This is a genomic window from Phocaeicola faecium (genome assembly GCF_014837055.1).
Lineage (GTDB): Bacteria > Bacteroidota > Bacteroidia > Bacteroidales > Bacteroidaceae > Phocaeicola > Phocaeicola gallinarum.
Genome location: NZ_JACSPQ010000019.1, coordinates 170,289 through 190,176, shown reverse-complemented (window position 1 = coordinate 190,176; position 19,888 = coordinate 170,289). Strand labels below are relative to the sequence as shown.

The window sequence follows — 19,888 nt, the reverse complement described above, 5'->3', positions numbered from 1 at the left end:
TCTGTAAATTTATGTAAATAGCTACACTTTGGCAAGAAGTTCATACGTAAGTTCTGTTACTGAAGAAACCAGCCTGTCAGCATGAACCGATGATAATTCTGCTTCTGAGCCATAGCCATAGAGAACACCAACACATTCCATTCCGATAGCATGGGCACCTGATACATCGAACTTGCGGTCACCCACCATTATGGCACTGTCCATATCGGTAATGTTTGCCAGCTGACATAAATAACGCATTACTTCGACCTTACTTTCCCGTGAACGATCGAAAGAAGCTCCTCCAATATAATCGAAAAAAACGGATAATCCAAAATGTTCCAATATCCGTACGGCGAATTCCGTGAGCTTGGAGGTTGCCACATAAAGATGCTTGCCTGCTTCACACAATGTCTTCAACATCTCCGGGATACCGGGATAGGCTGTGTTCTCGCACCAACCTTTCTCGGAAAAATATTCACAGTAATATCTTACCGCCTCGTCCGCCTGTGCATCGGAGAAATGATAAAATTCTCTGAACGAATAGGTCAATGGCGGTCCAATGAACGGGGTTAACTTATGCAAATCGTTTTCAACGATGCCATAGCGAGATAAGGCATATTGCACACTGTGGACTATACCTTTGAATGAGTCGGTCAGCGTGCCGTCCAAGTCAAATAGGATATGATGTTTGGAGCTCATATCTTACTTTCCTTAAATGTAAAACTGACCAGCAAGGACAAGGCAATGAAAGTCAGTCCCGCTATGGCTGTTCCCGTCCATTGAAAATGCTCCCAGCAGATGCCGGCTACAAACGTTCCCACAGAACCGCCAAGAAAATAAATGGTCATGTAAAGCGTGTTTACACGGTTGATGGCTTCAGCGTCAAGCGTTACTACACTGGTTTGATTGGCAAGATGAATGCTCTGCATTCCCGCATCAATCAGAAGAATGGCAATGATAATGCCTGCGTAGCTGTCGCCGCCCCACCATGCTGTCAGCCAAGCCACCAGCATAACGGCTCCACCCATGAGAGAAAAACGTCTGGCTCCATAAACAGAAATATATTTACTGATGAATACCACAGTAGCAGCTCCTGCCAATCCGCAAAATCCCAATGCCCCTATGATATCATCTCCGGCAAAAAAAGGGGCTTGCTTCATCTTGAAGGCAAGGCAACTCCATAAGGCAAAGAAAGCGCCATAAGCCAATGCCGCCCGAGTGGAAGCAATGCGCAGGTATGGATATTTCCGCAGAATATGCCATAGCGACTTCATCAGCCTTCCGTATGTTTCTTTTGCCTGTGCGGGCAATGCGGGAAGCACTTTGTACATCATCAACCAGCAATACGTCATCAGTCCGGCCGCTATGAAATACACCATGCGCCACCCCCAGGCATTGGCAATCAGTCCACTCAGTATCCGTGAGCCCAAAATTCCCACCAACAGACAGGACTGCATGATGCCTACATTGCGCGTCTTATGGCTTGGGGCTGAATGATAAGACACAAGCGGTATGAAGAACTGAGGCATGACAGACGTCGCTCCGGTTATCAGCGATGCCACCCATACGATACGGATGTCCTGTGCCGTACCAATCGCCAGCAGAGAGCAGGCTGCAAGAACGTAGTTGGTTAATATCAACTTACGGCGTGAAAGCAGGTCTCCCAATGGAATGACAAACAGCAGACCAAGCATATAGCCGACTTGCGTTAAGGTCGCTACCGCATTGGCGGATAAATCATTTATTTTAAAATCTGTGGCTATACTGCCCAACAAGGGCTGGTTATAGTAACAGTTGGCGACTGATAATCCGGTTGCAATGGAAAGCATGACCAGCAATGAAGCCGGAATACCCTGGTTGGCTTTCAATTCATATTTCATGTATTCCCCTTTCAGTAAGAAACAATCTTCAAACCTATCAAAGACGCTATCAGCGTGAACAAGAAGAAAAGCCGTATCGGTGTGGCCGGCTCCTTAAAGACAAAAATGCCTATCAGGACCGTACCTACCGCCCCGATACCCGTCCAAATGGCATAAGCTGTGCCTAACGGCAACGTTTGTACGGCCTTGGCAAGCAGTGTCATGCTTAATATTGTGGAGACAAGAAAACCTCCGCCCCAAAGATAGAACTCAAAACCGGATGCGGTCCGAGTCTTCCCCAAACAAAAAGTCAGGCTTACTTCAAAGAGTCCGGCCAATAATAAGATAATCCAATTCATAAAAAATCGCCTTAAGTAAATCGTGTGACATTTTTATCTAATTATACGGTAATACCCTTCTTTTCGTGTGACGGCAGGCGCTGGTTTGCCATCAGGATAGCCCAACGCCAAAGCACCGATGCCCATCAGTCCGTCAGGCAGCTCCCATGACCTTATCATCTCTTTCCCTTCATCCGTGATGAACATTTCTTTCTCTCTATGAATCCAACAGCTTCCCAAGTTCAAGGCATGAGCTGCAAGCATCATATTTTCAAGCACACAAGTTCCATCCTCGATAGCAGTATGAGCATTTGAGGGAGCAAAAACCAATACATAAGTGGGAGCATCGTAAAAAGGATTTGATTTGGATCCAATTACTGCCGCATTCATTGCAGCCAGTTTTTTGCGCTGCTCTTTATTCTGCACAGCTACGATAAACGCACTTTGGCGCCCTCCTGCTGAAGGTGCGTAAGTTCCTGCTTCAAGTACGGCATCCAATTCCACGCGAGAAATTTGTCTGTCCTGAAATTTACGACAACTGCGTCGCGTCTTAATAATCTCCAAAAAATCATGTTCCATATTATTCCGTGTTAAAGTTTGATGCAAAAGTAGGTACATCTTACACTAAACCTTTTTACATTTGGCAAAAAATGATTTCGCATTTGACAAAAAGAGACATGCTTCCTGATTTATGACGCATCTTTTTGTTACCTTCGCAGGGTGATAAGTGTTGATGGAGTATGAAACTGGAACAGATTTTAAGTTTAAGATACCCTCTGCCTGAAAAGTCTTTAGACAAATTGCATCGTTGTATGTCAGAGATTACATTGCCTAAAGGATTTCATATATTGGAAATAAACAAGGTAGAGAAAGATATATTTTTCATTAAACAGGGTATTGTCAGGGCTTTTACTTATGTTGACGGAAAAGAAATTACGTTTTGGATAGGCAAGGAAGGTGCTACCATTGTTTCTATGAAAGGATATGTAAACGACGAGGCTGGATATGAGACAATGGAACTGATGGAGGATTCTGTTCTGTATGTCTTGAAGAGGAAGAAATTGCAGGAATTGTTTTTGGAAGATTTGCATATTGCTAATTGGGGACGACGGTATGCGGAAATGGAACTTTTGGAGACTGAACAACGATTAATCTCCATGCTCTCAGCTATCGCCTCAGAGCGTTACAGGCAACTGGTTGAGATGGATCCGGAACTCTTGCAACGGCTGCCATTGGGCAGCATAGCCTCGTATCTTGGCATTACGCAGACAAGTTTAAGCAGGATAAGGTCACGAATGAAATAGCTTTATTTACAATTTAGCTTTTGCAACCATTTTGCAGTGTCACTTCATATAATAACGCCACAGGCTTCCATATCGGTGCCAAATGCTTCCACGCATGCACAAGGTGATTGGCTTTTGCCAACCTTGTCTTTACTTTGCGTTGCCATGCAAAACGATATTCCCAGAGTATGAAAGATTGGGACAGCAAAATGCCACAAGCTGCCACCTAATCGCATATCCATCTCATTACGGAGAATACCGATTTACTTTGCAGGCAAAAACCAAGTATCAACATTAAAAGCAGTATCGACAATGGAAATTTTGATTATTCAGAAAGAGGCATTCGAGGAAATGGCGGCGAAGTTCAGCCGTTTCGCGGAACGTGTGGATGCCCTCCTTGCCAAGCAGGGCGGCAAGTCATTAAACCGCTGGATGGACAACCAGGAAGTCTGCCAGCAGTTGAACATCAGTCCGCGCACGTTGCAGACGCTACGCGACAACGGCACGCTGGCCTATTCGCAGATTAACCACAAGGTGTTTTACAAGCCGGAGGATGTGCTGAGCATCGTAAAACTAATTGAGGGCAAACGGACGGACAGAGTCGTTTGATTATTATTGTCTTACCACTAAATCCAACGTGACAATGAGTGAAATGATAACCAAGAACCATGCGCTGGTCGCCCAGTTCGGCGACACGCTTGACCGTCTGCTGGACGGCATCGAGAATCTCGTGGCAAACAGCCGTCCGACATTGGGCGGCGAACGCTTCCTGACGGACAGGGAGGTGTCGGCACGGCTGAAAATGAGCCGCCGCACCTTGCAGGACTACCGCAACAACGGGATGATTGCTTACTATCAGTTGGGTGGAAAGATTCTCTACAAGGAATCGGACATCGAAAAGATGCTTGCCGCCAATTACCGCGAAGCATTCAGGCGTGTCGGCACATAATGCCTGCCGTCCCATGATGAAGAAGCCGACAACGGAGAATTTGCCTTTCCTGCCTGTTGTCGGCTGTTCTTCCTTTCACCTTTTCTAATTGTTCACTCTCAAACCATTATATGGAGAGAGCGAAAAGAAAAGGTTTATCGGCTTGCTATTGCGGCTCGTAGTCAGGCATTCCACAACGAACCGTCTGAAAGCCATACATTCCCTGCTCCGCAGCTTGAAAGCGACGGCGACCACCATTTCAAGGCTGAACACATCATAGCTTATCCTTCCGTCCTGCCTGACATGGCGCACCGTTTCTTCCTCCGACAGTTCCTTGTTCTTGTAGATGGCAGCAATGACCTTGCGGACATAGCAACCGAACACATTGAACGCATCGGACATTTCCTGCTGCGTCATCCATACGGGAGCGGTCGGCATAGCGACCGCCCCGTTTTCCGTGATTGTGATGATTCCGCGTTCCATATTCATTACCCTATTTGCCCATTATCAAAGTCTGTTTCTTTTGGCAATTCTTGCCTTTTGTACCATTTGCCTGTTCCGTACATCATTCTGACCGCCATCAGGTTGTCCATGTCCTTTGAAATTTTCTTGTCCGTAACCTCCGCGTACCGCTGGGTTGTTCTTATACCGGAGTGGCCCATCATCTTGGCGATGCTTTCGATGGGTATTCCCTCCGAAATCAAAAATGTTCCGAAGGAGTGTCTGGCTTGATGGTAGGACAAGTTTTCTTCCCTTCCTATCGCAACGCCCAATTCGTGTATTTCGAACCACATCTCGTCACGGCTCGGAAGCGGAAAGACGGGCTTGGTGTCGTCCGTGGTGTTGTAGAGGTCGAGTATCTGTTCCGCTATCGGGTGCAGGGGGATGAACGCCTCCACGTTGGTCTTCTTGCGGTTGATGCGGATGTAACGCCTGCCGTCCGCCGTCCTGCCGATATGGTGCGGATGAAGCAGCATGATGTCCACATACGCCAAACCGGTGAACGAAGAAAGAAGCATCAAAGCAAGGGAGATAGGAATAAAGAGAATCAAACGCAACTCGTTGTAAACAAGCGGTTTTTCAGTTGTTTGCCATTGCAACCAAACAGCAGGGAAAGGCAGGATAATGCAAGGTTTCCGCTACCAAGTCATTACCTGTTCCGCTACCTGCCTGAAGCTTGAAAGACAGCGTTCCTAATGCTTGTAAACAAGCATTATACGTGCGGCAGGGGCTTCAAATCCGCAGATTTAGCAGCGTCCGTTCCGTTTGCGCCGTTCTGCCCCGTTTCCAATTCTGTCGGTCGGCAATGTATCACTAATATTGCAACCAAAAAAAGTTATGGCAATGAAGACAGAAATGAAAGTGCTGCTCTACATCAAGCGCAGCGGACAGGACAAGGACGGACAGTCGCCCCTCATGGGCAGGATAGCCGTCAGGGGAAAGAACAACTCCATCGCGCAGTTCTCATGCAAGTTCAAGGTGGACGTGAAGCTGTGGAACGCCACCGCACAACGGTGTACGGGCAAGAGCAGGATGGCGGTCATGGCAAACCGAGAAATTGAACGCACGTTGCTTCTACTCCGCCAACGGTTCAACGAACTTAAAGACATCAAGGAAGTCGTTTCGGCAGAGGAAGTGAAGAACACCTACCAAGGGCTGGCGGAATCTCAGGACACCATCATGAAGCTGTTTGCGGAGCATAATGAGGAGTATGCCTTGCGCGTGGGCGTGAATCGTTCCGCAACCAGCTATTACCATTACACGAACACTTACCGCCACCTCGCCACTTTCCTGAAAGACAAGTATCATCTTTCCGACATGCCCATCAAGCAGATGGATGAAAACTTCATCGAGGACTTCGACATGTACATGCGCACCGTCAAGCGTTTTATGCCCAAGACCATACTCGGACATGTAAACCGCCTGAAAAGCGTGATGATGCTTGCCGTGTTCCGTGGCATTATCCCGTTCAGCCCGTTCAAAGGCTACAGACCACAAAAGCCGGAGTTCAAACAGATGTACCTTACGGAAGAGGAACTGGGCAAATTCGCCAACATGACTTATGATACGCCCAACCGCAATTTCACGAGGGACATGTTCCTGTTCTCGTGCTGGACGGGCATCTGCTACTGCGACATGAGGGCATTGACGGAGAAGAACCTTGTAAAAGCCGAGGATGGAAGCCTGTGGATTCATACAGAACGGCAGAAGACCGGAACACCCGAATGTGTAAGGCTGATGGAAATACCGCTCGCCATATTGGAGAAATACAAGGGCATGGATGCCGACGGGAAATTGCTGCCCATGCTTACGAAAGAAAGCATGAACCGCCACCTCAAAAAGATGTCGGTGATGTGCGGCATCAACCGTCCGATGTCATTCCATCAGGCACGTCATACATTCGGCAGCATAATTTGTTTATCACAAGGAATACCCATCGAAACGGTAAGCAAAATCATGGGGCACAAACATATCAAGACCACACAGCGGTATGCGAAAGTCACGCAGGACAAGATTGACCGTGACGTGGACAGGCTGAATGAAGCCATCGGCGGCAAGTTCTCCCTGTTCGGGATTGATGCATCCCCTTCCACGATACGCAAGGACAACACCCGGCGCAGGGTCAATCCAAGTTGGAAACAGAAAGCTATTGTCAAACAAATGATGGAGGGATAAGCCATGCGCAGCACGTTCAAGCTATTGTTCTACATCAACCGACAGAAGGTGAAGAAGAACGGCAAATGCCCTGTCATGGGACGTATTACCCTTGACGGCAAGGTCAGCCAGTATTCCACAGGGTTGGAAGTCGAGCCTGCGTATTGGGATGCCGACACGGGCAGGGCTTCCACTGACGGGCGCAAGGAAAGCCTTGACTGCGAGAAGAAAAAGGAACTTTTACGGTTGAATGATGCCCTGCCCGCACTGGAAGCCAAAGCCCATGCCGCCTACAAGGAGAATGTGGACAGTTACGGCTTCGTGTCGGTTGAAATCATCAAGAACGCCGTGACGGGCAAGTCGCAGGTGAAGGAAACCCTGCTTGCGCTGATGGACGAGCATAACGAAGAATATGCCAAGCGTGTGGGCATTGACAGGACAAGGCACAGCTATGTCCGCTATCTGACCACACGCAAGCACATCCACAATTTCATGAAGTACAAGTACAATATGGAGGACATGCCGTTGCGCTCGCTGACCATGCGCTTCATGACAGACTTCACGTTTTACCTCTCTACGGTACGGAAATTGAAGGTGTCGGCATACAACGATTACCTCATCTTGCTGCATAAAATGACGCGGCTTGCCTTGAAGAAGCATATTCTCAAACGCGACCCGTTTGCTGGGCACAAGATAGAGAAGGTTCCGGTGAACCACCGCTACCTGACAGGCGAACAGTTTGAGAAGCTGTTGAAAGCCAAGCTGCCCACATACCGACTTTGTCATACGAGGGACTTGTTCGTCTTTTCGACTTTCACGGGCATCGGGAGGGCGGATTTAGCGAATTTGACGGAGGACAACATCATCACGAAGGAGGACGGTAGCAAGTGGATTCACATCGCACGTCAGAAGACCAAGGCGGAGTGCCATATCAAATTGTTGGACATACCCTTGCGCATCATTGAGAAGTATCGCGGAGAAGGCAAGGACGGCAAATTGTTTTATGTGCCAATCACCGGAAACCTCAACCGCAGCCTGAAAATGATTGCCGAACAATGTGGCTTGGACTACCATCTTACCTACTATCAAAGCCGTCACTCCTTCGCAACCCTGATTTGCCTGAACAACGGCGTGCCGATAGAAAGTATCAGCAAGATGATGGGGCATTCCTCCATCCGCACCACGCAAATCTATGCGGAAATCACCAACCAGAAGGTGAGCCGTGACTTGGCTGTATTGTCCGAGACCACCAAAGGCAAGTTCTCCCTGCCTGATGACGGGATGCCATCGCGTGTGTTCAAATGTGGCAATTACAGCGGCTGGAAAAAGGAATGTAAACGGAATTCAGACAATGAAAAATGATGCGGACATGGAAAGAGGAATAATCACAATCGAGTAGGAGGTAAACACTAATCATAGGTGTTTATCTCCTATTTTCATGTTTACCGACCTCTCACACCACCGTACGTGCCGTTCGGCATACGGCGGTTCCTATTTTGGGTACCATTCGAGATACGAGCCCATTAAGGTAGGATATCCTGCCTTTCGTAGGCTGTCCTTATTTATCGCCACCTTCAATATAGGACTATCAGCAATACGCCAATAACCTTTGCGAGTGTTACCCCATTCACATGCCTTGTATTTTCCAATACCACATTTAACGAGGTTTGCCACCTTGGTCTTGGGGGTCTTCCAAGCTTTCCATATACACATGCGTATTCTCCGTCTTAACCACTCATCAGTATCAAGAAGAAAACGTTTCATATCGGCTAGGTGATAGTATCCAATCCATCCACGGATGTACTCCTTCAGTTTCTGTTTCCTCTTGACGTATCCCCATCCGTTGCTACGATTCGTCAGTTCTTTAAGTCTTGATTTCATCTTGGATTTGGACTTCGGATGTACTGTGAGGCGGCATTTGCCTTTCATTACATAAAAGGAGTAGCCGAGATACTTAAACTCCTTGGACATACGACACTACAGTCTTTTCCTTGTTGACTTTGAGATATAGAGTTCCCTCTATAAATCGGGTTATGGACTCCTTGACTCTTCTTGCCGCCCTTTTGGACTTACAGAATATCATCGAGTCATCGGCATAGCGGACAAAAGGAAGTCCTCTACGTTCGAGTTCCTTGTCCAACTCATTAAGCATAATATTACTCAACAAAGGACTTAGTGGTCCTCCTTGAGGAGTTCCTTCCTCGCTCGCTTCGAACAGACCTTTATTCATTACACCGCTTCGGAGATATTTGTGTATTAGACTGACAACTCTGCCGTCTTTAATAGTACGGCTGAGGATTTCTATGAGTTTGCTATGATTCACGGTATCGAAGAAGCGCTCGAGGTCAAGGTCTACTACATATATGTAGCCTGCATTGATTATTTCTTGCGCCCCTCGCAGTGCGTCATGACAACCTCTTCTTGGACGGAAGCCGTAGCTGCTCCTCGAGAATTGGCACTCACAGATAGGGGTCAGAACCTGGTTAATGGCTTGTTGCACCATACGGTCTACCACAGTGGGGATTCCTAAAAGACGCATCTTGCCATTGTCCTTCGGGATTTCTACCCTTTTGACGGGGTTCGGACGGTAAGAACCGTCCATCAAGGAACGGATGAGCGCATCTTTATTGGCTGATAGCCATGAAAACAATTGTTCACATGACATCTTGTCGATACCGCCACAGCCCTTGTTACCAATCACTGCCTTATAGGCTCGATTAAGATTGGCAGGACTCAGGATTTGCTCGAAAAGGTGTTCATTGTCGAATGGTACTTCCACGATGTTGTCTTCACACATCCACATGAAAGTCTGCACTCCCCCATACCATTCGGTTTCCGACCTATCTCTTTGAGGGCAGCCATTAACTTTGGATAATGTTTTCTGCATTCGTTCTCTCATTAGGTATGTTTCAATTACTATCGTTTAATTATTAGGTTCAGTCCTTCACAAACTCATCGACACGTTTGCTACTATGACATCTGCTGACTTCTCACGGCAAGCTTTACTCCGCTGATTTCGATTTTTTCACTATTATCATGCGTCCGTGAGACCTCCTCGGATAAGGGTATTAACTTTCCATCTTATGTCTGCTTCATTTACATTGACTGTTCCGAATAGCTATAGGGCTTTGATTTGTGATGCAACCTTACCCACAGTCTTATGCCTTATATGAAGTTTCTGTCCGTCAGACCAGATGTTTGCCGCAAGCTTCTTTCAGATTCCAACTCGCGATGGACACCCTTGCTTTGGGCTGTATGATTCCCGCTATTAGGGCTCATTAGGGACTTGCACCCGTTAGCTAATACTCATGCCGAGCATACATCACTGAAAACGGGGCGGTCACGATGCCGACCGCTCCCGTTTGGATGACGCAGCAGGAGATGTCCGATGCGTTCAATGTGTTCGGTTGCTATATTCGTAAGGCTATTGCTGCCATTTACAAAAACAATGAATTGTCGGAAGAGGAAACGGCGCGACATGTCAGGCAGAACGACAGGATTTGCTATGACGTGTACAGCCTTGAAATAGTGATTGCCGTGGCTTTCAGGTTGCGAAGCCGCGAGGCAATGGCTTTCAGACGGTTCATCATGGACAAACTCTGTTCTTTCAATAGAGGAAATTCCATCCATTTGTTCTTTTCGCTATCCAATGCCCATCCCCGATGCACATGTTAGGATAAAGCGAAACGACCTTCCCATAAAGAGTAAGCCGATGGCTAGGCAGTTATCTTGCAGCCATCGGCTTACTCAGTTTTTGCATGTATCAAATCACGTTTCCAAACGATAGGCGTTCCGATAACCGTTCATCACCATCTTTTCGATGTCCGATTCCTTATACAGAATTTTTCCACCCAACTGGTAATAGGCAATCATCCCGTTGCTGCGGTAGTCCTGCAAGGTGCGGCGGCTCACCTTGAGCCATGACGACACTTCCTTGTCCGTCAGGAACTGTTCGTTATTTGGCGAAGCCTTATGCCCCGCATCTATTCTTTCGATACCTTCAAGCAGGGCATCCAGTTTTCCGATGAAGCCGACCTCCAGTTCACGGTCGGCAAGAATCAACTCGTTCATGATTTACAGTATTTACAGTGGATTTAGTGGTTGCACATTTTGTTGTCTGATTAGATGCTACAGCCACGATAGGCTGCATCCTTACGCCTGTCCTCCACAAGTCGGACAATGCGCTGCACGTCCTCCGGCTTATAGAAAATCTTATGCCCTATCTGCGAGTAAGCCAGCGTGCCGTTGTCGCGGAGCGTCTGCAAGGTACGCGGACTGATGCGCAACTGTTGGCAGACCTCTTGGTTATCCATCCAACGGCTGAGCCGTTTCCCTTCCCTCTTACGGAGGATTTCATTCACCCGGTCGGACAGGCGGTTGAGCTTGCCGACCATTTCTTCATACTTTTCTTTCGAAATAATTACTACATTCATTTCTTATACTGATTTTAGTGTTAATAATCCGTTTTGCCTGCAAAGTAAATCCGTTGTTCGCATGGAACAATGGATTTGCAATGAGGTGGCAGCTTGTGGCAGCAAGTGGTCGGGAGTGGCGTTATCCACCGAACCCGTAACGTCTGTTCCAAGCGTCCGTGATGCAAAGAAAAGTGAAGTCCGGCATAATCCGACCACTTCACATCTGTGTGGCAGCATTTGGCGTCGGTGTGGTAGCCTGTGGCGTTCTTCGGTTTCTAATGCCATCCGAAAATATGTTCTTCGGGTTTCCTAAAAGCCATATCCTTAAATCCGCCCTGACTGCTCCAATTAAGCCCTTAAAATTTCCAATGCCCGTTTCATGTACTATGGCAAAACGGCGCAGCCTGTACCGCTTAGGCAATGCGTAAAGTGCAAAACCGTACATTGTTGTCACACTCAGTCCAATCCTTTGACTGTCTGTTTTATAGCCATTTCCTTTGCAACCGATAATCGGTCAACTGTGCGCACAACGACCAACATTGTTAAACATTTAATTCAAACAAGTATGAAGAAAAATTTAAGCAGCCAAAGTATGGATGCAGCATTGCAAGATTTTTTAGGCAGCAAGCCGAGTATGGAAACACCGAAGCCCGACACACAGTCTGCCGACACACAGGAACTGGCAAGTGAAGCTGTGCAGGAAAAGACTGTCGAAACCGTACAGGAACAGGCGGACGAAACTCCGCAGGTGGTACGCCGCATCAGCGGGAAGCAACGCCGTGCATCGCTGGAGGAGTACAAGGAGGAATTTCTCCGCGTTCCGTCCATTGAAGACCGCAAGCCCGTGTTCCTAAGCAGAAGCACGCGCGATGCCCTTGACCATATCGTCCGCATGTTCGGAGAACGCAGGATGAGCGTGTCGGGACTGGTGGAGAACATCGTCCGGCAGCACCTTGCCACCTACGGGGAGGACATCGAAGCATGGCGTAAACTCTGAGAATTAAGAAACGGATTGACGGGGAGCAATTCAGAGTTACCCTGAGCCTATCCAACGAAGTTTTGAGGGGAGCAAGTTTGTGTTTCGGGCATACCGAAACCGCCTGCTCCCACTCCGAAACTCCGTGGAAGCTACATCCCGTTGGTCTATTATGTATGCACACTTTAATCATTAGAAATCAATGGAACAGAAACGAAAAACTGGCAACAGAAACAAGGGTGGTCGCCCTAAGAAAGGAGCGGCTGACAAGCTGAAATACCGCCTCACGGTGAAGATGGCTACATCGGACTACTACACGCTGAAAGGCAAGGCACGGAGCGCAGGCATATCCGCAGGGGAGTTCCTGCGCCGTTGCATGAGGGACGGGCAGGTGAAAGAACGGCTCACGCCGGAACATACGGGCTATGTCCGCCAACTCTGCGGCATGGCGAACAACCTGAACCAGCTTGCGCACAAGGCGAACGCCGCGGGTTTCGTCACGGTGAGGATGGAGTGCCGCATACTCGTGGCACGGATTGAAGAAGTGCTGAATTTAATCTTCTTATGACAGCCGGATATGATAGCTAAAATCGTAAAGGGAAGCAGTTTCAGGGGTGTGGTCAGCTACATTCTTGACAAGGGAAAGGACGCTAAAATCCTTGTCTGTGACGGTCTGTTTGCCGAGGACAAGGACACGATAGCCATGAGCTTCGAGGCACAATCAAAGATGAATCCAAAGGTAACGAAGCCCGTCGGACACATCTCGTTGGCTTTTCATAAGGAGGACGAACACCGCCTGACCGACCGCGCAATGGTTGGAATAGCGTTGGAATACCTGAAGGAAATGGGGATAACCGACACACAGATACTCATCATGCGCCACTTCGACAAGGAGCATCCGCACGTGCATATAGCGTTCAACCGAATCGCCAATAATGGCAGGACTATCAGTGACCGCAACGAGCGGATACGCAGCGCACGCACCTGCAAGGAACTGACAAAGAAATATAACCTGTACTTCGCCAGTGGCAAGGAACGTGTGAAGCAGCACCGCCTGAAAGAGCCGGACAAGACCAGATACGGGCTTTATTCCATCCTTAAATCGGAGGTTTCAAGGTGCGGAAACTGGAACATGCTTACCGCAAATCTGAAGAAACAAGGAGTGGAAATGCGGTTCAAGTACAAGGGCAAGTCGGACGAGGAACAGGGTGTAGTTTTCATCATGAACGGCTATTCGTTCAGCGGTTCCAAGATTGACAGGCGGTTCAGCTATGCCAAGATAGATGTGGCATTGGAACGGAACAGACGTACCGAACGAATGGAAATGCAACCGCTCTCGCGCCATGAAGAACTGCCCACGTTTCAACCTGAATCAAGTGGTAACGATGATTCCTACAACGGTTCAATAGGTCTTTTCATGCCGGACTATGCGGACGGACAGGCTGAGGAAAACCGTTTTGAGGAAGAATTAAAACGCAGGAACAAGAAAAGGAAACAACGTAAAATAAGATTCTAAATATGGACAACAATGAAGTTTACGCACTCTTCGAGGGAATTAAGAATGACCTCAAAGGCATCAACAGTAAGTTGGAGAATATTCCAAAAGTAAGCAACGACCAGTCTGACGGACAACCTCCGGCAGTGGACTTGAAGCCCATAATGGACTTGTTCGACAGTTCCGCAAAGGAACATCAGGCAGAAACCAAAGCCATACTGGCCAAGTTCGCGGAAGCGGAAGTAAAGACATCGAACAGGATATTGGGTCTGTTGCGTGATTTGAAAGAATCGTTTACCCGAAGTTCTGAAGAACGGGAGGATAAGCCACAGGAGCATATCCACCGCCATAGCTTTGACATCAAATCGAGCAAGGTGTTTTCTCTTTTGGTCGGCATGGGTATCGTGTGCAGCCTTTCCATCTGGGGTAACATCGAGCTTTGGAAATCCAAGCGTCAGTATGCGGACGATGCGTTGAAGTTCCGTGTCATCCGCTCATGGGGAGGCTGCAATGCAAACAACATTCTATGGCTAAACGACGTGTTCGACATCCACCGCAACGAGGAAACCATCGAATGGATACGGCAGGAGGCAGACGGTTACGATAGAAACTTGAAAACAGTTTCTGATAGCTTAATGCAAGAAAGTATTAAATCCAAATCAGCAAGATGATATTGGTCATTTAGTTTAGGTTAAGTTTTGCTCATTGCAATCGTAAGGTCAAATCTTTAGCATTTCCTCTTACCACATTTTTACCAATTTCACATTAGTTCTAATACACGCTGTGAAATTAGAGTAATAAAGTGGGTTATAGCAGAAAAAATGCTTCAGATGTAATTTTAGGAAATGATAACAAATCACGTGCAACGCAGAAAAACAAACTGCGGTGCACGTGCTATACCAATATGGCTAATCAAATTTCTCCTTCTAAAATATAACCATAATCAACCTTTATCGATTGTCCGAGGAGAATTACTACATTTTCGTCAGTCCAAGCTACGTCGAATATTATAGCTGTTTTGCCATTTTTGAAGAACAAGACTTGATTTGGAATTAGTAGATCTGTTAGATTCGTAGGAAGGGGGTCACCGAATTCGCCAAGTATCTCATCAATGTTATTAGAAAGGAATTCATTGACGAGGCCAAGGGACTTTTCGCTTATTTCATTAAGATTTTTCTTAAATGACAGATAAGCTTGTTGTTGTTTCTCACTCGGCACTTCGTCTTTCGTTGTTGAAGTCCTGATTTTGAAAGTGTAGAGGTTCCCCCATAGACTTATGGCTTCTGTTTTACACCACCCTACATTGAATTGCATTTCGCCAAAAACTTTGTCTTTCATATTACGCTACATTTTTTAGTTTTGATATACCACCGTCGTGAGGAATATTGCCATGAACCTCACGGGGCACTTTCTGCATTGTTTTGCAGTCTTGCATTTCATGCCATGTGTAATTGTTGTCGATACGCCATTGGCGCACCTCTTCAACGGAACAGCCTCGCTGTGCGGCTAATTTTCGGTCTGCTTGGTCAAAGTTTCCGCCAGCACCATAGCGTTCTGTCGTAAAATTGTCAATTTCGACATTGCCTTTGCTTACTTCTGAAAAATCAGGATAACCGTCTTTGAACTTCACACCGTCAATCCCATATTTTTCTTTTATTTCTCCCCATGTAAGACCGTCTGGGTTGGAATAATTCCTGTCTTTCGGTATTACATTGTCGTCAGGAACGAACTTGGAATCTCCTTCTATGCCTTCCCATTTACCGTTATTTCGTGGAAGACGATGTTTTTCCACTGCTTCCGGCTCTGGTGTTTCCACAAGTTTGCTGCACATGTCGGCAGATTCTTTCTCGTCTCTGACTTTGTTTTCGTAAGACTGTGCTTTGCTTTGCAAATCTTTAGCATGTGAGAAATCCCCTTTGTCTGCTGCTTTCTTTGCTTCTTTTGAATAGTAGTCCGCATTCTCTTGTGCTTTTGCAGCTTCCTTATAATGCCAATTATTGTCGTTGACAAATGCCGCTTTCGTGTCTGCTACCTCGCTGCCACCCAGCCTTGCAAAGTGAGACATACGGAACGTCTCGCGCATATTTTGCATTGTTATAGGAGTTCCGGCTTTTTTGAAAGCCTGCACGGTTTCACGCCCATATTGGATAGCTTGAAGACGAAGATTACCGGGGGGATGGGCAAGTCCGCCCTTACTTTCTCCTAAGACTTTTTCTATATTCCCATTTGGAAGTCCAAGCATCTCGGAGCGAACGCCCATAAAGAAGTCCGCTCCCAATTCCTGTGCCCATGGACTCATGTTGTAAAAGCGCAGGACTCTATGCCCACACTCATGTGACCAAATCTTGCTCATGTCCTCAAACGATAAACTATTCATATCTTTGAATTGGTCAAGATTGAACAGAAATTTATCATCTGTCATGAAAAGGTCACCACATTTCATGCTAACGGCGATGCTTTCTCCTTTTACCAACTCTGGTTCAGGAAGACCGAAAAATTTGCATGCACTATGAGCTGCCGCTTCCATTCTTGTTGCCAATGCCGCCTCTGAAAGGGTTCCTGCCTTAACGTTGCCTGATAGTCTTTCGCAAGTGGAAACAACAGGATTGTCTGTTTTTGGGCGAGTAGCATCATCAACCTTTTCAACTGTATATTTCAAGGTTTCCTCCGTTGCCTTGTCTACGACCTTTTCTGCGACTTTTGTCGCAACCTCTTTTGCTATTGTTGCTGTTATTGGATCCATGTTTTTTAATTTTTCTTGTTTGACATTTGCAACCAGCCTTCATAAGAAGGCTTTTCGGACTTCGCACTGCATCCCCTGATGTACATGTTAAGGAATGTTGTCATCTTGTTTTTGTTCTCATTGCCAATTTGATTTAATAGACAACGAGAAATGCTAGCGTTAAACACATCGATATCAGTAATTGCTTTTGCCGATTCATAAATCTCTGTGCCTATGATGGTGGTGAAGATAAACGCAATGTCCTCCGCTGCCGAAGTTGTGATGCTGTTTACTTTTTCCTTGATTTTGCTAAGTCTACCACCGGAAATATTCGCTCTTTTCAACAAGGCAAACAATTCAAGTCTGCTAAAATCCCTACCCTGGGTATAAGTCTCGTAAAGTAAGGTGAAGACATTCTGCAAGGCTTCCTCTTCATCGCTGTATTCGTCCGTTGTAGGTGTGTATTTCCATATTTCTGATTTCGCCTTGTAATCGAAAAGCTCAACCTTGGTTTTCACCGCTTCTTCCCAGCCTGTTTGATAGACAACAGCCTCACCGATCTTCAGGCGTGAAATCTCTTCTATGTGTTTGTCGTCAAGTCCTAACGATTTGCCGGCCACCTCCCTGTCTTCTTTTTCCGGCAGGGCCATCACTATTTTTGTATTAGTGTTACGGATTGCTGCAAGGTCGAGCATAGACGGTGACTGGTCTGCGATGATGAATCCTTCGCCGTATGTTCTCATCTCAGCCATGCTGTTTGCAATCTTCTCAACTGCCATTCCTGCCATATTAGAAGATTCTGCTGATTGAACGGTGGAAGTTCTTTTCAGGAGATTGTGGGCTTCCTCTAAAACGGTTATATGACGCAGAGGCAGATTCATTCCTTTTTGTTCGGATGTTCTGAATTCATTTAGTTTCATCACTATCAGTCCCATCAGAAGCGATTTCGTCTCTGAAGACTTCACCCTAGAAATGTCAATGATGACATTCTCGTTGAACAGCTTTTCATCTGGAATAGCCTTGCCGTTGAACATTCTGCCGACAATCCCGTCGCAAAGGGATTGAAGACGTGTTTCAAGTGAACCCTTATAATCGCCTTTTGTGTCAGAAGAATATTCCGAAGAGTTTATGTATTCTTTCAGACTGTCAAGTACGTCTTCAACTGTCGGGAATGTGCCGTTCGGATTGTAGGAGCGTTTCAGGTTCCATCCGCAAGCCTTGTATGCTTCTATGATTGAATGTTTCAGGACCTGAGGCATCGCGGCGTACATCGGCCAGCAGGCATTGAATATTTCCACAAGAGCGTCTATATGTTCATAAACATCAATTCCTTCCGGAAATTCGAACGGATTTATGCAGAGGATGTCGGTTATCCGCGGATTGCTGCCATAAACATGCACATCTTTCTCTGAGCCGAAGACGTCTTTATATTCTCCTTTTGCGGGTTCAATGATGAGGAACTTTATCTTGTCTTCAGATTTTTCGACTTGACGTTCTTTCAGTTTTGAAATCAGCAGGTACAGCGTGTTGGATTTTCCGCTGCCGGTCGTTCCTGTGACAAAAGTATGCTTGGCAAGGCCGTTGATGCTGAGCGGAACTTTCTCGTTTTTATATTCTTCACCGAGATGCTTCACCACTCCTATCTCGATTGAACCGTTGTCTGTTATCTTCTCTTCTATCATGACATTCCTGCCAAAAGACTGTTCTTCCCTGACCAGAATGCCCTGCACTGACGATTGGGGGAGAGAAAGGTGTATTGCCAATTCCTTGCTCGTAACGACAGAACCTGCCGATACGTTTATTCCCTTGTAATTGTATCGAGGCAACAGGCCTTTATGCAAATATTCTGTAAGTAAAGTTGTCTGTTCCTTTTTACGCCAGACATTAATTCCATAAGATTCCGAGCTTGACTCTTCGCCAACGATACAGCCGCGATAGAGGTTGGCTAAAGTCTCGGCTGTAGTTCCGTCTGAAGCCACAAAGTAGGCTGCCGTTGACCAAAGCCCAAAGGGTATTCCTGTCCGCAAACGCTTAATCTCTGAGTCCAAAACTTCCAAGTAGCATTTTACGTGGTTGTTCTTGAACGTAACTTGGCGGTTTTGTCCTTTGGTCGTGCTTTTGTTTGTTCCGTCTTGGGTTCCTTCGCCTTTTTGTTCCTGGTTTGTTTCTCCTGTTTGATCTGCTACAGCCTGTTGCTTGCTTTCTCCGGTCTGGTGAGCATCAGATTCATTCCATCCTTCGTTAGAACTTGTCCCAGTCTCTCCGCCAACGATTCCTCTCCATAGGGTCCGCAAAATATTGTTAGATTCGTTTGCCGAAGAACCACCGCTTTTCCCCTTGGTAATGCTCGTTCCCTTATTGAAGCCTTCGCTATTAGTGATAGTGTGTGATAGGGATTTGGAGATTGATTTTGAGAAGTTCTTTGAGATTGTATGCGAAACTCCTTTAGTCTCGCTTTCAGAGATTGTCAGTTGCGTTTCAGTCAATGGGGAAAGGTTGTTGTGGATGTCGTTGAAAGCCGCTATCATCTGTTGTGCTTCCGCATTGCTGACATTGTCCGCAATGAAGAATGCGGTGAACTTTGAGATGTTGTATGTGGCGTTGATTAGTTTGTCAATGCTTTGTACAAATTGTTCTTTCTTGTCATCCCTTAGCGAGGCTAATCCCGAAACACTTGAAACAAAAGGTCTTTCGTAACGGTTGCCCGGTGTGCCATCGGCGTATATTTCTGACCTGATTCCTGGTAAATATCCATGAAGTCCTGCATCTAGAATCTCACCTGAAACATTCATAATCCCATCAAAATCACGTGTCCCTAAATATAGATTTATCTTACCTTGTTCATCTTTATTCACGACAAGGATGATATTCTTTGCCACATTGTGCAGCGACATGTAAAGCATCGAAAGTTTGTCGGGGAAGAAAGTGTCTTTCTCCAGTACAATCTTGGTTATTGTGTACCATCTGATGGAAGTGTCGGTGCGTTCCTGATGGAGGGGATATATTTCACAATCTTCCAAGTTGTTCAGGTAATTGCGAGATACAAAGTCCTCAAACAACTCGGTTTGTTCCAGATACCGTGCCGCCCAAGCCTCATCTGTCTGCACCGTTTCATGTTGCATCATTGGTTGCTCAGTTTGTGGTAGTACTGTTTGCGGTAGCATTTCCGGTTTTTCTGTCATGTCCAGACTTGACAAAACCGCTCTTGTTCTTGAATTGTTCCTTACAGCCATAA

21 protein-coding genes and 2 pseudogenes are annotated in these 19,888 nt (G+C 46.5%); 11 read left to right on the top strand and 12 right to left on the bottom strand.

Annotated features, from left to right (window positions below; translation table 11 throughout):
- Positions 1-21: 21 nt before the first annotated feature.
- From H9626_RS13185 to H9626_RS13170, 4 genes are read right to left on the bottom strand one after another with little or no spacing between them, the layout of a single operon-like run.
- Complete coding sequence (locus H9626_RS13185; protein WP_191710779.1) at positions 22-681, bottom strand: HAD hydrolase-like protein; 660 nt, start codon at positions 679-681, stop codon at positions 22-24.
- Positions 678-1,862: an MFS transporter gene (locus tag H9626_RS13180; protein ID WP_191710778.1), complete on the bottom strand. Its 1,185-nt coding sequence runs from the start codon at positions 1,860-1,862 to the stop codon at positions 678-680. The genes H9626_RS13185 and H9626_RS13180 overlap by 4 nt, the downstream gene beginning before the upstream one ends.
- An 11-nt stretch (positions 1,863-1,873) precedes the next feature.
- Positions 1,874-2,200, bottom strand: coding sequence for a DMT family transporter (locus H9626_RS13175; RefSeq protein ID WP_071150136.1), 327 nt, complete (start codon positions 2,198-2,200; stop codon positions 1,874-1,876).
- A gap of 33 nt (positions 2,201-2,233) precedes the next feature.
- Positions 2,234-2,758 (bottom strand): nitroreductase family protein, encoded by a 525-nt coding sequence (locus tag H9626_RS13170; RefSeq protein WP_071150791.1) that lies wholly within the window; start codon positions 2,756-2,758, stop codon positions 2,234-2,236.
- Between the two features lie 161 nt (positions 2,759-2,919).
- Between H9626_RS13170 and H9626_RS13165 the strand changes: the two genes are divergently transcribed.
- The 3 genes from H9626_RS13165 to H9626_RS13155 all read left to right on the top strand — a co-directional run bounded on the left by H9626_RS13165 (position 2,920) and on the right by H9626_RS13155 (position 4,411).
- Positions 2,920-3,483 (top strand): Crp/Fnr family transcriptional regulator, encoded by a 564-nt coding sequence (locus H9626_RS13165; protein ID WP_068855421.1) that lies wholly within the window; start codon positions 2,920-2,922, stop codon positions 3,481-3,483.
- A 291-nt stretch (positions 3,484-3,774) separates the two neighbouring features.
- Entirely contained in the window at positions 3,775-4,071 is a 297-nt protein-coding gene (locus tag H9626_RS13160) for a helix-turn-helix domain-containing protein (RefSeq protein WP_071150135.1), read from the top strand.
- A gap of 34 nt (positions 4,072-4,105) precedes the next feature.
- Complete coding sequence (locus tag H9626_RS13155) at positions 4,106-4,411, top strand: helix-turn-helix domain-containing protein (protein ID WP_191710777.1); 306 nt, start codon at positions 4,106-4,108, stop codon at positions 4,409-4,411.
- Positions 4,412-4,495: 84 nt separating this feature from the next.
- On the opposite strand, the gene H9626_RS13150 is transcribed toward H9626_RS13155, so the two are convergent.
- Complete coding sequence (locus tag H9626_RS13150) at positions 4,496-4,873, bottom strand: transporter (RefSeq protein ID WP_071150790.1); 378 nt, start codon at positions 4,871-4,873, stop codon at positions 4,496-4,498.
- Between the two features lie 5 nt (positions 4,874-4,878).
- Positions 4,879-5,406, bottom strand: a pseudogene (locus H9626_RS13145) (site-specific integrase); the annotation flags it as partial.
- Between the two features lie 328 nt (positions 5,407-5,734).
- Here H9626_RS13145 and H9626_RS13140 point away from each other — a divergent pair.
- Together H9626_RS13140 and H9626_RS13135 are read left to right on the top strand one after the other, a co-directional pair.
- The gene (locus H9626_RS13140) at positions 5,735-7,066 is read left to right on the top strand and encodes a site-specific integrase (RefSeq protein WP_191710791.1); all 1,332 of its coding nucleotides are present in this window, start codon (positions 5,735-5,737) and stop codon (positions 7,064-7,066) included.
- A 3-nt stretch (positions 7,067-7,069) separates the two neighbouring features.
- The gene (locus H9626_RS13135; RefSeq protein WP_191710775.1) at positions 7,070-8,407 is read left to right on the top strand and encodes a site-specific integrase; all 1,338 of its coding nucleotides are present in this window, start codon (positions 7,070-7,072) and stop codon (positions 8,405-8,407) included.
- A gap of 129 nt (positions 8,408-8,536) precedes the next feature.
- Here the strand turns inward: H9626_RS13135 and ltrA are convergent.
- Positions 8,537-9,944, bottom strand: a pseudogene (gene ltrA, locus H9626_RS13130) (group II intron reverse transcriptase/maturase).
- A 446-nt stretch (positions 9,945-10,390) separates the two neighbouring features.
- Here ltrA and H9626_RS14950 point away from each other — a divergent pair.
- On the top strand, positions 10,391-10,720 hold the full coding sequence (locus tag H9626_RS14950; RefSeq protein WP_225231000.1) for a virulence RhuM family protein: 330 nt from the start codon (positions 10,391-10,393) through the stop codon (positions 10,718-10,720).
- 93 nt (positions 10,721-10,813) lie between these two features.
- Here H9626_RS14950 and H9626_RS13120 read toward each other — a convergent pair whose 3' ends face one another.
- Together H9626_RS13120 and H9626_RS13115 are read right to left on the bottom strand one after the other, a co-directional pair.
- Positions 10,814-11,116, bottom strand: coding sequence for a helix-turn-helix domain-containing protein (locus H9626_RS13120; RefSeq protein WP_191710773.1), 303 nt, complete (start codon positions 11,114-11,116; stop codon positions 10,814-10,816).
- Positions 11,117-11,166: 50 nt separating this feature from the next.
- Positions 11,167-11,478, bottom strand: coding sequence for a helix-turn-helix domain-containing protein (locus tag H9626_RS13115; RefSeq protein ID WP_087312332.1), 312 nt, complete (start codon positions 11,476-11,478; stop codon positions 11,167-11,169).
- Between the two features lie 61 nt (positions 11,479-11,539).
- Between H9626_RS13115 and H9626_RS13110 the strand changes: the two genes are divergently transcribed.
- The 5 genes from H9626_RS13110 (at position 11,540) to H9626_RS13090 (ending at position 14,602) form a co-directional block, all read left to right on the top strand.
- Complete coding sequence (locus H9626_RS13110; protein WP_191710772.1) at positions 11,540-11,773, top strand: hypothetical protein; 234 nt, start codon at positions 11,540-11,542, stop codon at positions 11,771-11,773.
- Between the two features lie 252 nt (positions 11,774-12,025).
- Positions 12,026-12,457, top strand: a complete 432-nt coding sequence (locus tag H9626_RS13105; protein WP_191710771.1) for a DUF3408 domain-containing protein — start codon at positions 12,026-12,028, stop codon at positions 12,455-12,457.
- A 181-nt stretch (positions 12,458-12,638) separates the two neighbouring features.
- The gene (locus tag H9626_RS13100) at positions 12,639-13,004 is read left to right on the top strand and encodes a MobC family plasmid mobilization relaxosome protein (protein WP_191710770.1); all 366 of its coding nucleotides are present in this window, start codon (positions 12,639-12,641) and stop codon (positions 13,002-13,004) included.
- Positions 13,005-13,013: 9 nt separating this feature from the next.
- Positions 13,014-13,952 (top strand): relaxase/mobilization nuclease domain-containing protein, encoded by a 939-nt coding sequence (locus tag H9626_RS13095; RefSeq protein ID WP_191710769.1) that lies wholly within the window; start codon positions 13,014-13,016, stop codon positions 13,950-13,952.
- A 2-nt stretch (positions 13,953-13,954) separates the two neighbouring features.
- Positions 13,955-14,602 carry a hypothetical protein gene (locus H9626_RS13090; RefSeq protein WP_191710768.1) on the top strand — a complete coding sequence of 216 codons (648 nt, stop codon included), beginning with the start codon at positions 13,955-13,957 and terminating at the stop codon, positions 14,600-14,602.
- Between the two features lie 241 nt (positions 14,603-14,843).
- Here the strand turns inward: H9626_RS13090 and H9626_RS13085 are convergent, their stop codons facing one another.
- The 3 genes from H9626_RS13085 to H9626_RS13075 are packed head-to-tail and all read right to left on the bottom strand — an operon-like array spanning position 14,844 to position 19,886.
- Positions 14,844-15,269 (bottom strand): hypothetical protein, encoded by a 426-nt coding sequence (locus H9626_RS13085; protein WP_191710767.1) that lies wholly within the window; start codon positions 15,267-15,269, stop codon positions 14,844-14,846.
- A gap of 1 nt (position 15,270) precedes the next feature.
- Positions 15,271-16,674, bottom strand: coding sequence for an HNH endonuclease signature motif containing protein (locus H9626_RS14945; protein ID WP_225230999.1), 1,404 nt, complete (start codon positions 16,672-16,674; stop codon positions 15,271-15,273).
- A 5-nt stretch (positions 16,675-16,679) separates the two neighbouring features.
- Positions 16,680-19,886, bottom strand: coding sequence for an ATP-binding protein (locus tag H9626_RS13075; RefSeq protein ID WP_225230998.1), 3,207 nt, complete (start codon positions 19,884-19,886; stop codon positions 16,680-16,682).
- Positions 19,887-19,888: the final 2 nt, after the last annotated feature.

What these genes read in the sequence shown, in the direction of transcription:
- H9626_RS13120 (WP_191710773.1), bottom strand. Translation starts at nt 11,116, where the DNA reads ATGAACGAGTTGATTCTTGCCGACCGTGAACTGGAGGTCGGCTTCATC.
- H9626_RS13105 (WP_191710771.1), top strand. Translation starts at nt 12,026, where the DNA reads ATGAAGAAAAATTTAAGCAGCCAAAGTATGGATGCAGCATTGCAAGAT.
- H9626_RS13160 (WP_071150135.1), top strand. Translation starts at nt 3,775, where the DNA reads ATGGAAATTTTGATTATTCAGAAAGAGGCATTCGAGGAAATGGCGGCG.
- H9626_RS13110 (WP_191710772.1), top strand. Translation starts at nt 11,540, where the DNA reads ATGGAACAATGGATTTGCAATGAGGTGGCAGCTTGTGGCAGCAAGTGG.
- H9626_RS13180 (WP_191710778.1), bottom strand. Translation starts at nt 1,862, where the DNA reads ATGAAATATGAATTGAAAGCCAACCAGGGTATTCCGGCTTCATTGCTG.
- H9626_RS13150 (WP_071150790.1), bottom strand. Translation starts at nt 4,873, where the DNA reads ATGGAACGCGGAATCATCACAATCACGGAAAACGGGGCGGTCGCTATG.
- H9626_RS13100 (WP_191710770.1), top strand. Translation starts at nt 12,639, where the DNA reads ATGGAACAGAAACGAAAAACTGGCAACAGAAACAAGGGTGGTCGCCCT.
- H9626_RS13170 (WP_071150791.1), bottom strand. Translation starts at nt 2,758, where the DNA reads ATGGAACATGATTTTTTGGAGATTATTAAGACGCGACGCAGTTGTCGT.
- H9626_RS13095 (WP_191710769.1), top strand. Translation starts at nt 13,014, where the DNA reads ATGATAGCTAAAATCGTAAAGGGAAGCAGTTTCAGGGGTGTGGTCAGC.
- H9626_RS13085 (WP_191710767.1), bottom strand. Translation starts at nt 15,269, where the DNA reads ATGAAAGACAAAGTTTTTGGCGAAATGCAATTCAATGTAGGGTGGTGT.
- H9626_RS13075 (WP_225230998.1), bottom strand. Translation starts at nt 19,886, where the DNA reads ATGGCTGTAAGGAACAATTCAAGAACAAGAGCGGTTTTGTCAAGTCTG.
- H9626_RS13165 (WP_068855421.1), top strand. Translation starts at nt 2,920, where the DNA reads ATGAAACTGGAACAGATTTTAAGTTTAAGATACCCTCTGCCTGAAAAG.
- H9626_RS13185 (WP_191710779.1), bottom strand. Translation starts at nt 681, where the DNA reads ATGAGCTCCAAACATCATATCCTATTTGACTTGGACGGCACGCTGACC.
- H9626_RS14945 (WP_225230999.1), bottom strand. Translation starts at nt 16,674, where the DNA reads ATGGATCCAATAACAGCAACAATAGCAAAAGAGGTTGCGACAAAAGTC.
- H9626_RS13115 (WP_087312332.1), bottom strand. Translation starts at nt 11,478, where the DNA reads ATGAATGTAGTAATTATTTCGAAAGAAAAGTATGAAGAAATGGTCGGC.
- H9626_RS13140 (WP_191710791.1), top strand. Translation starts at nt 5,735, where the DNA reads ATGAAGACAGAAATGAAAGTGCTGCTCTACATCAAGCGCAGCGGACAG.
- H9626_RS14950 (WP_225231000.1), top strand. Translation starts at nt 10,391, where the DNA reads ATGCCGACCGCTCCCGTTTGGATGACGCAGCAGGAGATGTCCGATGCG.
- H9626_RS13135 (WP_191710775.1), top strand. Translation starts at nt 7,070, where the DNA reads ATGCGCAGCACGTTCAAGCTATTGTTCTACATCAACCGACAGAAGGTG.
- H9626_RS13175 (WP_071150136.1), bottom strand. Translation starts at nt 2,200, where the DNA reads ATGAATTGGATTATCTTATTATTGGCCGGACTCTTTGAAGTAAGCCTG.
- H9626_RS13090 (WP_191710768.1), top strand. Translation starts at nt 13,955, where the DNA reads ATGGACAACAATGAAGTTTACGCACTCTTCGAGGGAATTAAGAATGAC.
- H9626_RS13155 (WP_191710777.1), top strand. Translation starts at nt 4,106, where the DNA reads ATGAGTGAAATGATAACCAAGAACCATGCGCTGGTCGCCCAGTTCGGC.